12 protein-coding genes are annotated in these 13,819 nt (G+C 58.7%); 8 read left to right on the forward strand and 4 right to left on the reverse strand.

All coding sequences use genetic code 11. From position 1 onward, the window contains the following. Positions 1-779: 779 nt before the first annotated feature. A complete protein-coding gene (locus EL255_RS09680) occupies positions 780-1,676 on the reverse strand; it encodes a LysR family transcriptional regulator (protein ID WP_033131994.1) in 897 nt (298 codons plus the stop codon). Between the two features lie 95 nt (positions 1,677-1,771). Here EL255_RS09680 and EL255_RS09685 point away from each other — a divergent pair, with 95 nt between their 5' ends. Continuing rightward, a complete protein-coding gene (locus EL255_RS09685; protein WP_197720925.1) occupies positions 1,772-2,563 on the forward strand; it encodes an NAD(P)H-dependent oxidoreductase in 792 nt (263 codons plus the stop codon). A gap of 333 nt (positions 2,564-2,896) precedes the next feature. Here the strand turns inward: EL255_RS09685 and EL255_RS09690 are convergent, their stop codons facing one another. Beyond that, positions 2,897-3,928 (reverse strand): LysR family transcriptional regulator, encoded by a 1,032-nt coding sequence (locus tag EL255_RS09690; RefSeq protein WP_048823131.1) that lies wholly within the window; start codon positions 3,926-3,928, stop codon positions 2,897-2,899. 137 nt (positions 3,929-4,065) lie between these two features. Here EL255_RS09690 and EL255_RS09695 point away from each other — a divergent pair, with 137 nt between their 5' ends. The 6 genes from EL255_RS09695 (at position 4,066) to EL255_RS09725 (ending at position 10,314) form a co-directional block, all read left to right on the forward strand. Continuing rightward, a complete protein-coding gene (locus EL255_RS09695; protein WP_042653703.1) occupies positions 4,066-5,214 on the forward strand; it encodes an iron-containing alcohol dehydrogenase in 1,149 nt (382 codons plus the stop codon). Between the two features lie 104 nt (positions 5,215-5,318). Then, positions 5,319-6,302, forward strand: coding sequence for an aldo/keto reductase (locus EL255_RS09700; protein WP_042653767.1), 984 nt, complete (start codon positions 5,319-5,321; stop codon positions 6,300-6,302). A gap of 102 nt (positions 6,303-6,404) precedes the next feature. After that, positions 6,405-7,433 carry an MBL fold metallo-hydrolase gene (locus tag EL255_RS09705; RefSeq protein WP_042653704.1) on the forward strand — a complete coding sequence of 343 codons (1,029 nt, stop codon included), beginning with the start codon at positions 6,405-6,407 and terminating at the stop codon, positions 7,431-7,433. Positions 7,434-7,460: 27 nt separating this feature from the next. Then, the gene (locus EL255_RS09710) at positions 7,461-7,931 is read left to right on the forward strand and encodes a (R)-mandelonitrile lyase (RefSeq protein ID WP_042653705.1); all 471 of its coding nucleotides are present in this window, start codon (positions 7,461-7,463) and stop codon (positions 7,929-7,931) included. A gap of 341 nt (positions 7,932-8,272) precedes the next feature. Beyond that, entirely contained in the window at positions 8,273-9,334 is a 1,062-nt protein-coding gene (locus EL255_RS09720) for an alpha/beta hydrolase (protein ID WP_042653706.1), read from the forward strand. A gap of 128 nt (positions 9,335-9,462) precedes the next feature. Then, positions 9,463-10,314 carry an aldo/keto reductase gene (locus EL255_RS09725; protein ID WP_042653707.1) on the forward strand — a complete coding sequence of 284 codons (852 nt, stop codon included), beginning with the start codon at positions 9,463-9,465 and terminating at the stop codon, positions 10,312-10,314. A gap of 889 nt (positions 10,315-11,203) precedes the next feature. Here EL255_RS09725 and EL255_RS09735 read toward each other — a convergent pair. Next, positions 11,204-11,692, reverse strand: a complete 489-nt coding sequence (locus tag EL255_RS09735) for a tetratricopeptide repeat protein (RefSeq protein ID WP_170176004.1) — start codon at positions 11,690-11,692, stop codon at positions 11,204-11,206. Positions 11,693-12,164: 472 nt separating this feature from the next. On the opposite strand from EL255_RS09735, the gene EL255_RS09740 reads away from it, so the two are divergent. Beyond that, positions 12,165-12,737 (forward strand): NADPH-dependent FMN reductase, encoded by a 573-nt coding sequence (locus EL255_RS09740; RefSeq protein WP_042653708.1) that lies wholly within the window; start codon positions 12,165-12,167, stop codon positions 12,735-12,737. A 234-nt stretch (positions 12,738-12,971) separates the two neighbouring features. Here the strand turns inward: EL255_RS09740 and EL255_RS09745 are convergent, their stop codons facing one another. Further along, positions 12,972-13,631, reverse strand: a complete 660-nt coding sequence (locus EL255_RS09745) for a beta-class carbonic anhydrase (RefSeq protein WP_042653709.1) — start codon at positions 13,629-13,631, stop codon at positions 12,972-12,974. Positions 13,632-13,819 lie beyond the last annotated feature (188 nt).

Consider the following 13,819-nt stretch of genomic DNA (forward strand, 5'->3'; position numbering starts at 1 on the left):
TGTTGGTGTTTTGGCTGTGTGGACTGTAGAACCCTTTTCACTTGATTTATTCCTCTTGAAGTAAAGAGGCTAGGAAGATAGTATTTTAGAAGAATTAAATGGTGAGCCACTTTGTGTGGCTCACTCAGTTTGAGAGCTTGTGTTGAACCTTTTGATTCGTAAACAGTATTCAAGGCACTACAACCGATATACGTTTGACCTAAGCGTATGATTATTGGTGAATTTTATTGATGAATTCTAACCTGGTCAGGACCGGAAGGTAGCAGCCAAGGTGGGGGACTCGAGTGCCGGGATGTGGCTGGTGGGGCCACCACCTGTTTCTGAAAATCAATAAGTTACCTTCCAATTCCCCTTCAGACCTCTTGGTAATCCACTTTGTGTGGATGACTGATCGCATCTGCAATGCGTTTCTGGCTCAGTTCCCGATACATCAGTCCCTAAGACATTGCTTCCTTCGGAAGGTCGGCACACCTGCTGTCGTTGCCGACGGACATCAATATATCGCTCGGCACGCGGGATAGGCTGGCAGTCCAAAACAAGCTCGCCCAGTTATTTGTCTGTGCGCGTGCTCGCGTAAAACCCAGCCGTCATCTCTGCCATGGTTCCAGCCTCCGCCCCCTATGATGTGAACGTCCGGATTGTTGTGAGCAAGCGGCCGATCCTCTCTGGTATCTGCCGGTTCGGTGACATGTGTATCCCGGCCCAAGCGACTATGCAGGAGCAACAAGGGCGAACGAGCGCTGTTGAGCACCTTCAGCAACAGCTGAAAGCAGGCTTGCTCAGATGACAGCCCGCCGTGCGTACTCGATGAATGCCTTCAACTTGGACGGTTGATCATGCCGGCTGGGGTAGTACAGAGAGAAGCCTGGAAAGGTCGGCGAGAACGGTGCCAGGACTCGCGTCAGGCGCTTTGCCTTGATGTGTGGCAGGGCCAGCTGCTCAAAGGTGTAGGCGATCCCGACGCCTTCCAGTGCCGCCTCCGTACTGAACAGGGTGTCCGTGATGGTCAGGTTGCCCTTGACCTCGTACTCGACGATTTCCTCATTCACCTTGAACTCCCATTTGTGGATCGCGCCTGTTCCGGCGAAGCGGAAGCGGATGCAGTTGTGCTGCACGAGGTCGTCCGGATGGCTGGGCGCGGGGAAGCGCGCGAGATAATCAGGAGAGGCGACGATGGCGACTGTGATGGGGCCGCCAAGGGGAAGGGCGACCATGTCCTTGTGCAGATCTTCTCCCATGCGAATGCCCGCATCGAAACCCCGCTCGACGATGTCGACGAAGCCTTCGTCATTGGTCAGTTCAAGTTTCACGTTCGGATGCTCACGAAGGAAACCTGCCAACAGCGGTTGCAACACCATTGAGGTCGAAATGCGTGCGGCATTGATGCGCAATGTGCCGGTGGGTCCGCCCTGCAGGACGTTCAGCTCTTCACCCGCCACAATGACCTGACCGAGTGCCGGGCCGATGCGGGCAAGATAGTCCTCCCCAGCCTCCGTCAGGCTCACGCTGCGGGTCGTGCGATTGAGCAGGCGTACGCCGAGACGCGCTTCCAGCTGCCTGATCGCCTGGCTCAGCGCCGAAGGCGATACCTCCAGTTCGGCAGACGCGGCAGTGAAGCCGCGATGCTCCGCGACTTTCCAAAAGGCCATCAGGCCGTCGAGTTGATTGAGTTTCATATCTTGAAGCATAACTTCATATGGTGTGCAGGATTAAGCTATTTTTCTGCACTAATACGGCGCCTATAGTTGCCTTCACCGTGAAGGAGGCACCCATGAAAATCAATCCGCAAGATTGCCATGCCCTCGGGCCTCTTTCCCTCAGGTGTCAGCGTGATGGACCCCACGACGCCGAAACCAACATGCAAGTGAGAAGGCGCATCAGACCATTGATTATTGAGGAAAAGAAGACGATGAAAAACGTATTGATCATCAACGCACATCAGTTTTTTGAAGGCATCTCCGGCGGCAAGCTGAACAGCACCCTGGCAGGCGTCATCAGGCAAGAGATGGCAGCGCGCGGCTATGGGGTGAAGGAGACATATATAGAGCAGGGCTACGACGTTCAGGGCGAGGTCGACAAGCATCTGTGGGCAGATATCATCATCCTGCAATCGCCGGTCTTCTGGTTCGGCATGCCGTGGATCTACAAGAAGTATGTCGATGAGGTATTTACCGCGGGCATGTTCCAGCAGCGCTTCCTGTCGGGTGATGGCAGGACGCGCGAGGATCCGCGCAAGCAATATGGCTCTGGCGGCAAGATGCATGGCAAGCAGTACATGCTGTCGCTGACCTGGAATGCGCCGAGGGCGGCATTTGGCGATGCTGGGCAGATGTTGTTCGAGGGCAAGACGGTGGATGACGTCTTCGTCAGCAACACGGCCAACTACAGGTTCTGTGGCGTAGAGGTGTTGCCCTCCTTCTCGTGCTTCGATGTGATGAAGCAGCCGGATGTTGCAGGGGCTATTGAAGAGTTGCGTGGCCATCTGGATGCCATCCTTGATCCCGTGGCGAGCCCCCAGCCTCAGGTGCAGAGCAAGATGGACGAGGCACTCACATCTCCTTGACGACGTCGGATACTGGTCGACAACGAGGTGACGGTGACCGCTCAGTGGCTGGGCGTTCACCGTCTGCCTTGGCCTGTGATGTGCGATGAGCTGTCGCCACCAGTGACTACCGTACTGGCCAACCTCGCCAACCTCGCCAACCCCCTGCCACCCGGCGTATGCGTCAAGGATCTCGAAGGCTCAACAGGCGTCTCCTGGCCGACGACCAGGTTGTCATTGGCGTCGAAGTAAAGCCCGGGTCAGTCAACCAGGCTCCTTGGGCTGATGCTGGAAACATCCTGGGGCACCCTTGCGTCACCGTGAGCCCGCCTATCTTTCGTGGAGGGCTCTTCGTCAGTTAGCCGTCGCCTGGTACTCCTGTCTCTGTGACAGCTCGATCACCTGCTTATCGCTCCTTATCCGGGCATTGCATCCCCCGACTCCCCGAGCATGGGCAAGGCGCAGCTCCTCGGCACCGAGCACGAACTCCGGGTTGTCGGTGAGGCGCTCGACCGCCAGATCGATGAAGCTGCGTACCCGGGCGGGCTGGGCCGCGCGACTGCCGTAGTAGAGAAACAGGCTGTGCATCTGGGTCATGTGGTCGAGCAGCAGGGGAACCAGGCGACCGGCCCGGATGTGCGCCGCCGCAGTCGGCCCGGCGATCTGGCCTATCACTTCCCCCGCCAGCACGGCGCCCAGCTCGACGGTCTCGTCATTGGTGGAGAGCGCCGGGCGAACGAGATGATCCTGCATGCTCTCCCCAAGCTGCACATGCCAGGGAATAAGGTGGCCGGAGCCAGCATGACGAAACACGCTGCAACGGTGCACGCCCAGATCGTGCAGCGTGTGCGGCACCCCATGTTTGCGCAGATAGGTGGGGGAGGCGCAGATGATGAGCTGCAAGGGAAACAGGCGGCGTGCGATCAGCCCGTCCTGCGGCGAGAGCCCGATCCTAAGGCCCACATCGACTCGCTCCTCTACCCAGTTGCCGATACGGTCATCGAGCTGCACATCCGGCTGGACCTCGGGATAGAGCCGGCAGTACTCGTCCAGCACTGGGCCGATGATCATCTGCGCGACCGAGCGTGGCCCCACGATCCGCAGCGGGCCGGCGAATGCCTCCCGGGTCTGCCTCGCGGCTGACAACGCCTGTTGCAGGCCAAGCAGGGCGGGTTGGGCTGCCTCCAGAAAACGCTGGCCCTCTTCGGTCAACGACATGCTGCGGGTGGTGCGATGGAACAGCCTCACCCCGAGATAGGTCTCCAGTTGCCTCAGTGCCTTGCTGGCGGCCTGAGGGGAGATCTGCTGGGCCTCGGCGGCCTTGCTGAGGCTGCCCAGTTCCACCGTGCGCACGAAGGTGGTGATGGATCTCAATTCGCTGATCATGGTCTTTCTCGTCGATTTACATCATTTAGTTGTAACTGATTCATCCATTTGCCGTCTAGTTCGATGTTTATTGCCCATCTATAGTTCAGCTCATCGACAAGCCTCCCGGCATGAACCCAGACAGAGAGACGAGCAAGATGGACAATTTCAGCTTTTACAACCCGACCCGGATCGAGTTCGGCACCGGCAAGGAGCGCCTCATCGGCGAGATCCTGGCCCAGCACGGCATCAAGAAGGTGCTGCTGGCCTATGGCAGCGATCGCATCAAGGGCGATGGCCTCTTCGCCAGCGTGAGCGCCAGTCTGAACGAGCAGGGGATCCCGTTCGTGGCGTGCGGCGGCATCGTCAGCAACCCGCTCATCTCCAAGGTGCGTGACGCCATCGCCTTGGCGCGGGAACAGGAGGTCGACGCCATTCTCAGCGTCGGCGGCGGCTCCGTGCTCGACAGCGCCAAGGCCATTGCCGCAGGGGCCCTCTATCAGGGGGATGTCTGGGATCTGTTTGTCGGCAAGGGGCAGATCGAGGCGGCGCTGCCGGTGTTTGCCATCCTGACCCTGGCTGCCACCGGCAGCGAGATGAACAGCGGCGCCGTGGTGACCAACGATGACACCAAAGAGAAGTTTGCCATCAACTCGGTGCACACCTTCCCGAAAGTCTCCATCGTCAATCCGGCGCTGATGCAGACGGTCTCCCGCGACTATCTGGTCTACTCGGCGGCGGACATCATAGCCCACTCCATCGAGGGCTACTTCACCGCCAAGGTGCAGCCGAAAATTCAGTCCCGCCTGGTGGAGTCCGTCATCGCCACCGTGCTGGAGACCACTGAGCAGTTGCTGGCGGATCCCGCCGACTACAACGCCCGCGCCGAGTTCGCCTGGGCTGCGACCCTGGCATTGAACGGTCTGACCTATGCGGGTACTTCGGGTTTTGGCTACCCCAACCACATGATCGAACACGCGCTCTCCGCCCTGTTCAATGTGCCCCATGGCGCTGGCCTGTCGGTGGTGATGCCCGCCTGGATGAGGTGGTATCAGGGCCAGAATCCGGCTCAGTTCGAGCGCTTCGCCCAGCAGCTGTTTGGCTTGAACACCGCCGAAGAAGGCATTGCCGCCCTTGAGAAATGGTTCGACAAGATAGGCACGCCGACCCGCCTCTCCCAGCTCGGCATCACGGAGGCGGACCTGCCTGCCATCCTGGAGAACCTCAAGGGCAACGCCCGCTGGTTTGGCCTGGCTGAAACCTACACCCAGGACGTGCTGGCCACCATCCTTCGCAATGCCATGTGAGTGGCGGTGCCTCCAGGTCCTGCGTCAGGACTGAGCCGCGCGTCGCCAGCCATCACACCATGGCGCTCTCCAAGGAGAGCGCCTTTCAAGAAAAGGGATCCATCATGCAAACACGTACTTTGGGTAACAGCGGGCTGGCAGTGTCGGCCATCGGTCTGGGCTGCATGGGGCTGAGCTTTGGCTATGGTCCTGCCACCGACAAGGCACAGGCCATCGCCCTGATCCGCCGCGCCCATGAACTGGGGGTGACCTTCTTCGATACTGCCGAGGCCTATGGCCCTGGCGATAACGAACTGCTGCTGGGGGAGGCTCTCGCCCCGTTCCGGGACAAGGTGGTGATCGCCACCAAGTTCGGTTTCAAGCACGGCAAGGTCTCGGAGGGGCTGGACAGCCGCCCGGCCACCATCCGCGCAGTGGCGGAGGCGTCGCTGCGCCGCCTCAACACCGATGTGATCGATCTCTTCTACCAGCACCGCGTCGATCCCGATGTCCCCATGGAAGAGGTGGCTGGCACAGTGCGAGATCTTATCCAGGAGGGCAAGGTGCGCCACTTCGGTCTGTCCGAGGCCGGTGTCGACTCCATTCGTCGCGCCCATACCGTGCAGCCGGTGGCGGCGTTGCAGAGCGAATACTCCCTCTGGTGGCGCGAACCGGAGCAGGCCATCCTGCCGTTGCTGGAGGAATTGGGGATCGGCTTCGTCCCTTTCAGCCCCCTCGGCAAGGGCTTCCTGACCGGAGCCATCAAGCCCGATACCCGTTTCGATGACTCGGATTTTCGCAACATAGTCCCACGTTTTGCCGAGGCGGCGCGCCAGGCCAACCAGCATCTGGTCGAGGTATTGAGCGACCTTGCGGCCAGCAAGGGGGTGACGTCTGCCCAGATTGCGCTCGCCTGGCTACTGGCACAAAAGCCCTGGATCGCCCCCATTCCCGGCACCACCAAGCTGCATCGGCTCGAGGAGAACCTGGGTGCAGCTCGGGTTTCACTGAGCGCCGCCGATCTGGGAGACATCCAGCGTGCCCTGGCCGGGATCAAGGTGGAGGGGGATCGCTATCCGTCACACCTGCAGCACAACGTGGGTCGCTAAGGTCGGATCGTCAAAGGAGTCTCATGAATGCAGAACCCCTCTGTGCTCTCTCGCGCCGTCCCAAGGGGCCGGCGTTCTCTCTGGTTGCTAACAGGAGCCGTGATGGCAGGCATCTTTTCCTATGTATTGAAACCGGGCCTGCCCGCGCACCCTGACTCTTCCCAGTATCAGGCGGGTCAGTTCAGCAATGCCGTGACACTGCCGCAGCGCAGCACCTGGGAAGGGGTACGGCTCTGGTGGGATTTTCTGTTCGCCAAGCCTGATGGCACAGTGCCGGATCGCGCCATCCCGGTGCAGGCCATGAGCCGTGAGGGGCTGATGGCCGCCTCGGATAACAGTGTGTGGCGCCTCGGCCACTCCAGTCTGCTGTTCAAATTGCAGGGCAAGTTCTGGCTGACGGATCCCGTGTTCAGCGAGCGCGCCTCGCCGGTGCAATGGTTTGGCCCCAAGCGCTGGCACGCACCGCCCATCACCTTGGATGCGCTGCCCCCCATAGAGGCGGTGATCCTCTCCCATGATCACTACGACCACCTCGACCATGACGCCATCCTTGCGCTGCAAGAGAAGGTCAGCCACTTCATCACGCCGCTCGGCGTGGGGGCGCGCCTGGTTGCCTGGGGTGTCCCCCGGCACAAGGTCAGGGAGCTGGATTGGTGGCAGAAGGCCCGGGTCGGCGGCATTGAGTTCATCGCCACCCCAGCCCAGCACTTCTCCGGCCGTGGCCTTGGCGATGGCAATCAGACCCTGTGGGCCTCCTGGGTCATTCGCGGGGAGGGAGCCAATCTCTTCTTCAGCGGTGACAGCGGTTACTTCGATGGCTTCAAGGAGATCGGCAAGCGTTTCGGCCCGTTCGACGTGACCTTCCTCGAGACCGGGGCCTACGACAAGCGCTGGGAGTACGTGCACATGTTGCCGGCGCAGACGGCGCAGGCGTTTCACGATTTGCGCGGGCAGTGGCTCTATCCGATCCACAACGGCACCTTCGATCTGGCCATGCATGGGTGGGATGACCCGCTCGAGCAGATAATCCGTCTGGCCGCCGAGCAGCAAATCCCATTGACCACTCCGGTGATGGGGGAGCCCCTGAACATGCTGATCCCCCATGAGGGCAGCGCCTGGTGGCGCGATTGACACATTTTTAAAACGCAGGAGTCGACAATGAACCCAATATCCGCAACCACGCTTGCCCAGGCTGAGGCAAAGGATCAGACGATACAGGTATTTTCCCCGGGGCTGGTGCCTGCAACCCAGGGTGCCAGCGAGTTCTTCGTCGGGGATGTCTATGTGGATCAGCGCTACCAGGGCACGGCGCCAGCCGCTATCTCTGGCGGTCTGGTCAGCTTCACGCCGGGGGCGCGCACCGCCTGGCATACCCATCCTTTGGGCCAGACCCTCTACGTGGTCAGCGGGGTAGGGCGGGTGCAGATGGCAGAGGGCCCTGTCCAGGGGATCCGGCCAGGGGATCTGGTCTGGATCCCGGCTGGCGTGAAGCACTGGCATGGTGCGGCACCAGATACTCCTATGACCCACCTGGCGCTGGCTGAACGGCAGGATGGCCAGGTGGTGACCTGGCTTGCGCAGGTGAGCGAGCGTGATTATCGCGCCTCCGTCGCTGGGGACCGGAATTGAGCATGCAGGGGAATAATAGTCAGCCCGATCCCCAATCAGTGCACCTTGATACCGCTGGCGGGTAAGCGGCTCGTTCCTTTCATCACCCACGGTGGCTATGGCATCGGGGATAGCGAGGCGGTACTCGCCAGACTGGCGTCAGGTGCCCGGCGAGATGCACCACTGATCATGGAGTGCGATCAGGAGAGGCGAACGACCGAGACAGTAGCCCGGTGGCTGGAGGCCAGAGGGACTTGATCTCATCTTTGGGCGAGGCAGACAGGTCATCGTCGTGATGGCGACAGGTGACGTTCATGACGTAAACAGGATTGATGCTTGATGCCAAACAAGGGAACACAACCATGAAGAGACTCAGTAAATCATTGCTTTTTTGCATGCTGGCAGAGGTGCTTGTGGCCCCCGCTCATGCCGATCCCCTGGTTATTCAGGAGCAAGGCAGCTTTGCCGCGGGGGGCGCCGTCGTCACCGCACCCGGCAAGTTTGACCGCAAGAAACCACTGGAGCCTGCCGGTCAGACCTACCATGGGGATCACGCCAGCGTCTTCTATCAGATCCCGTCCAACCCGCACAAATATCCGATCGTCATGCTCCACGGTGCCGGTCAGTCTTCCCGTACCTGGCAGACCACGCCGGATGGCCGGGAAGGTTTCCAGACCCTGTTCCTGCGCCGGGGTTTTGCGACCTATCTGGTCGATCAACCCCGTAGAGGCAGCGCGGGTCGCAGCATGGTGGAGGGGACGGTGGCCCCCAAGCCGGATGAGCAGTTGTGGTTCAATCAGTTCCGTCTTGGCGTCTGGCCGGATTATTTCAAAGACGTCCAGTTTTCTCAGCATCAAGCGGTGCTGAACCAGTATTTCCGCCAGATGACGCCCAACACCGGGCCCTTTGATGTCAATGTCATCGCCGATGCCATGGCGGCGGTGGTGGACAAGAGTGGTCCGGCCATCCTGTTCACCCACTCTCAGGGGGGCGGACCTGGCTGGCATACCGCCATAAAAAGCAACAAGGTGAAGGCCATAGTCGCGTTCGAACCAGGCAGTGGCTTCCTCTTCCCTGAGCAGGCGTTGCCAGCCCCTATGCCGAGTGCGTTCGATACCCTGAAGGGGGAGCCGGTGGCGATGGCGCAGTTCATGAGCCTGACCAAGATCCCGGTGCTGATCCTGTATGGCGACAACATCCCAAGCCAACCGACTGCCATGCCCGCCCAGGACAGCTGGCGAGTACGGCTGGCGATGGCCCGCCAATGGCGGGATCTGGTCAACCAGCATGGAGGGGATGTCACTGTGGTTCATCTGCCCGAAATCGGCATCAAGGGCAACACCCACTTCCCCTTCTCCGATCTGAACAATGTGCAGATCGCCGATCTGGTGAGCGAGTTCCTGAAAGAGAAAGGTCTGCAATAACCACGGGAGACAGCAAGGGTGATGACGCGATTCATGAATATTGCTAATAAACCCTAGCAAGATCCCGGGTCTAATCTAGTCAATCCCCTTGCGTTATGCTGGGCACACATTATTGGAAGGATATAGTCATGCACACAGTCAGACTCAATAACGGTATCGAAATGCCCCTGCTGGGCTTTGGGGTCTTTCAGATGACAGACGCGGCAGAGTGCGAGCGTGCCGTCATCGAGGCCATCGACAGCGGCTATCGGCTGATCGATACCGCCGCCTCCTATCAGAATGAGACCCAGGTCGGGAACGGGATCAGGCAGAGCGGCATCGTGCGCCGCGAGCTCTTTGTCACCACCAAGCTCTGGTTGCAAGACGCCAGTTACGAGGGAGCCAAGGCGCAGTTCGAGCGCTCCTTGAATCGCCTGCAGCTCGATTATGTGGATCTCTATCTCATCCATCAGCCCTACGGGGATGTCCACGGTGCATGGCGGGCGATGGAAGAGTTGCTGCAAGCCGGCAAGATCCGGGCAATTGGTGTCAGCAATTTCCAGCCGGACCGGCTGGCGGATCTCATGGCGTTCAACAAGCTGGTGCCTGCCGTCAACCAGATAGAGGTGAACCCCTTCAATCAGCAGTTGCATGCCGCGCCCTGGATGCAGAGTCGACACATACAGCCACAGGCGTGGGCTCCCTTCGCAGAGGGCAGAAATGGTCTGTTCCAGCACCCGGTGCTGACCGCCATCGGCGCGAAGCGGGGAAAGAGCGTGGGGCAAGTCGTGTTGCGCTGGATCTTCCAGCGAGGCATAGCGTCGCTGGCCAAATCGGTGCGCAAGGAGAGGATGAAGGAGAACCTCGATATCCTCGACTTCGAGCTCAGTCAGGATGAGATGGTGCAGATAGCCGCGCTGGATACGGCAACCAGCGCCTTCTTCTCTCACCGCGACCCCGCCATGGTGGAATGGTTGACCCAGCGCAAGCTCGACGTCTGACAAGGGCAATCAGCAATGGCGCCGGGAGATGACAGACGGTTGGTGGCGCGGCGCGCCGCCAACCGTTTTTCCTGCTGAGGGAGCACAGTGCCCACGGTCGGGGAGGGACAGGGATCATGTCCGCTGGCGTAGTAAAATGACAACGCAAAAAAGTAAGAAACAGAGGTCGACGCCACGTTATGTCAGCTTATGGGTAAATTTTATGTCTGCTTATAGGTAAAGTCATGGATGTAAGTTGCTGATTAATAATGGTGTGTCATGTCAACTTATGGGTTAAGCGACACAATAAGTTACGACTAATAGCCCCCTTCAGACCTCTTGGTAATCCACTTTGTGTGGATGGATCAGGAGTCTTCATAGTGAATCTCTGGCTCTCTCCGCAAGGTATCTGGTACTACCGCAAGGTCACCATGCTCCCCTGTGGGCGCCGCAAGGACATCAATAAATCTCTCCGTGCTCGGGACAAACTCGCCGTACGTGAAAACGTGGCTCAGTTGCTAACCTGCGCTCGTTCTCGGGTAAAGCCTGAGTCTATCCAGCTAGAGCCTTAGTCAAACTCCCTGCCGGTGCCTCCGCAGCTACAACAACAGAGACAACCTGCGGCCCATCCTGCCCCTCAGTCAGCCCCTGTGGGACCCTCTGCTATTACATCCCCTGTACTCTCAGAACTCAGTGAGCGTTATCTGAAAGAAAAGGCTCTGTCATGGGCCCCCAAAGAACTCAGTAATCAGAAGAACTACATCGGCTACTTCATCACGGCGCTGTGGGGTAGATCTCCCACCGCGTACAGCAAGGTCGATGTGGTCAAGTTCAAGGACGAGCTACTGAACTCAGGCAAGAGCCCTACGACCATCAACAAGTATCTCCAGAAGCTATCTCTGCGGTATGGTCAGCTTTTCCGATACAGTTCGAAATAGCCAAACGCCAGTTTTTGCGCCTCTACCAGTGCGGCAGGGGCTAGTTTCTTAACCATCTTGTCACGCGATACTATGGCTGCGTGATCACCCTTGGTTGCTGCGAGAGAAAACCACGCATAAGCCTGCCTGTAGTCCTGTTCTACTCCAAAGCCATTTTTATAGAGGTATCCAAGGTGGCGTTGTGCCTCTTTGCCCCCCTGTTCGGCGGCCTTGCGATACCAGACAGCCGCCTGTCGGTAGTCCTGTGGCACCGTCTCCCCCTTCTCACACATCATGCCGACGTTTAATTGGCAGTCTGCATTGCCCAGTTCGGCCCCTTTCTGAAACCAGAAACAGGCCTTCTGCCTGTCTTGCGGCCCATCCAATCCCAGGCCAGTGTCATACGCATGTGCCAAACAGATAGCAGCAGTCACATCGCCCTGTTCAGCTAGCTCAATCAAGGTTTCAATCGCATCGTTCATCTTAAACACCTCCTGCAGCTGGCTCATCCTGCGTCAGATATCTGTACCGTATTTGGCAGATATCCGAGTGGTATGATTCAACCTCTCCCGCCATTTCAATTTAGCCCTAAAAACACCCCTTAAGAGGGCCGCATTGAGTGCGCCCCTTGTGGGTGGGCGTCTTGTTATTACTGATGGGGATAGGGTAGGGGGCTGCTGAAAATAATCCTCCATTTCGCGATGACTAGGGAGGCTGTGAACACGCATCCTCTGTGAGGAGACTGGGAGGTTTAGTTATTTTAATTCAACAAATTACAGGGTAGCGACTCAAGGTGATGTGGCGATGATCTCACGTCAGGGACTTGTCCGCGCCTTCCTTGGTTTATCGACTATCCTAGAGCATCTCCGATTTGTTCAACAGCATCAAGACTCGGCTATAGGCGAAGCATGATGGCTTGGATTCGGATGGGTTAACTCTACAAAGGAGATCTTCATGGTTAAATACAAAGTTGGTTATTTCGTCGGTAGTCTCTCCAGTACATCAATCAATCGATTGCTGGCCGAGGCGCTGGTGCGTTTGGCACCACCCGAGTTGGAGTTGATTGAGATCCCCATTCGGGACTTGCCCCTGTACAGTCAAGACTATGATGCGGACTTCCCCCCGGTGGCACGAAAATTCAAGCAGTCCATTAGCGAAGTCGATGCGGTGTTGTTCGTGACGCCGGAATTCAACCGATCCATCCCAGGTGGCCTGAAAAATGCGATCGACTGGGCCAGCCGGCCGTGGGGCCAAAATTCGTTCACACGTATGCCTTCGGCAGTAATAGGTACGTCGCCCGGTGCCATTGGCACCGCGGTCGCGCAACAGAGCTTGCGTGGAGTGCTGTGCTTTTGCAATTCGCCACTGATGAATACGCTGGAAGCCTACATTCAATTTAAACCCGGTCTAATCACCGAGGGCGGACAGGTCACGGACGATTCGACAGCTGACTTCCTGCGCAACTATATGAATGAGCTGCATGCATTCATCGTGCGGGTGCTGACCGTGTTGCCGCGCAATGCCTGAGCCGTTACCGATAATTCAGCGGCCAGGGCCAGTAGAAGTACCATTTCGTGACTGGCGCCAAGGGGATCGCGCACACCTAGGTGGAGGGCAACGTCAACAGCAATGATGCAGCCGACTTCCAGATCGACCTAGTTGGCACACATGGTGCTGACCGATAGTGACTTCATCGAGAACAAGACACCGGCCTGAGGCCGGTGTCTTGTTTATGTAGCTGTCGTATCTGCTTAGCCCAATTCAGTCGAACGAGCCCATTGGCCCGGGGTAGGCCACCTCTTCGAGCATCCCGGTATCGACATCGTAGATGAAGCCGCGCACGCTGACCGCATCCGAGCCGCTCGTCGGTATCCAGGGGTGGTTCAGGACGGCCGACATGCCGCGCCGCACATCCCAGGCGAGGCGCTCCATGTTTCGCTCATCGCGAGGAGAATCAAGCGGCTCTATTTGCCCACGGAACGCGTGGAATGCCGACGGCGTGGCAGAAGACTTCTTGCAGCTCGTGAACGCGCGGCCGGTGGCTTGGCCGAGCAGTGCCTCCGCCCTTGGGTCCCCTTCCAGACCGGCTTTGAACAGGTCGTCGGTGAAGGCGAGCATGCCGCAGCGAGTGTGATGGATCAGGATGATTTCGTCGGTGTTGAGCAGGTGATGCGAGATGATTAGGCAGCGAATGGTGTCATCACTGACCACCCCGCCGGCGTTGCGGATGATGTGGGCGTCCCCTGTCTGCAACCCGAGCAGGTCCTCCACGTCGATCCGCGCATCCATGCAGGTCACGACCACTACTCGCCTGGCCGGCTGGATCGGCTGTTTGCCCGGATAGAGAGGCTGGTGCACGGCCTCACCCTGCGCATACCTTTTGTTGTTCGCCAGATACTGATCCGTTTTTGACGTTGCCATGTTCGGCCCTCCGTTTCGCAATGACTGGGCGCCATCTTCAGGCTCCAGAGACGATGTGCTCTTTCACGGCTCGCACGGACGGGGTCAACAGTTTTGCGGGGAGGAAAGAATCTGTGCAGCTATGAGTGTAGCCAAGGCGTCTGGCCCTATTGGTAAAGGCCCTTTATCACCCAGATCCTCATGCAGGG

The sequence above is a fragment of the Aeromonas encheleia genome (assembly GCF_900637545.1).
Classification (GTDB): domain Bacteria; phylum Pseudomonadota; class Gammaproteobacteria; order Enterobacterales; family Aeromonadaceae; genus Aeromonas; species Aeromonas encheleia.

Excerpts from the sequence above, each read along its gene's own strand:
- EL255_RS09680 (WP_033131994.1), bottom strand. The coding sequence starts at position 1,676 with ATGAAACTCAATCAACTCGACGGCCTGATGGCCTTTTGGAAAGTCGCG.
- EL255_RS09685 (WP_197720925.1), top strand. The coding sequence starts at position 1,772 with ATGAAAATCAATCCGCAAGATTGCCATGCCCTCGGGCCTCTTTCCCTC.
- EL255_RS09690 (WP_048823131.1), bottom strand. The coding sequence starts at position 3,928 with ATGATCAGCGAATTGAGATCCATCACCACCTTCGTGCGCACGGTGGAA.
- EL255_RS09695 (WP_042653703.1), top strand. The coding sequence starts at position 4,066 with ATGGACAATTTCAGCTTTTACAACCCGACCCGGATCGAGTTCGGCACC.
- EL255_RS09700 (WP_042653767.1), top strand. The coding sequence starts at position 5,319 with ATGCAAACACGTACTTTGGGTAACAGCGGGCTGGCAGTGTCGGCCATC.
- EL255_RS09705 (WP_042653704.1), top strand. The coding sequence starts at position 6,405 with ATGGCAGGCATCTTTTCCTATGTATTGAAACCGGGCCTGCCCGCGCAC.
- EL255_RS09710 (WP_042653705.1), top strand. The coding sequence starts at position 7,461 with ATGAACCCAATATCCGCAACCACGCTTGCCCAGGCTGAGGCAAAGGAT.
- EL255_RS09720 (WP_042653706.1), top strand. The coding sequence starts at position 8,273 with ATGAAGAGACTCAGTAAATCATTGCTTTTTTGCATGCTGGCAGAGGTG.
- EL255_RS09725 (WP_042653707.1), top strand. The coding sequence starts at position 9,463 with ATGCACACAGTCAGACTCAATAACGGTATCGAAATGCCCCTGCTGGGC.
- EL255_RS09735 (WP_170176004.1), bottom strand. The coding sequence starts at position 11,692 with ATGAACGATGCGATTGAAACCTTGATTGAGCTAGCTGAACAGGGCGAT.
- EL255_RS09740 (WP_042653708.1), top strand. The coding sequence starts at position 12,165 with ATGGTTAAATACAAAGTTGGTTATTTCGTCGGTAGTCTCTCCAGTACA.
- EL255_RS09745 (WP_042653709.1), bottom strand. The coding sequence starts at position 13,631 with ATGGCAACGTCAAAAACGGATCAGTATCTGGCGAACAACAAAAGGTAT.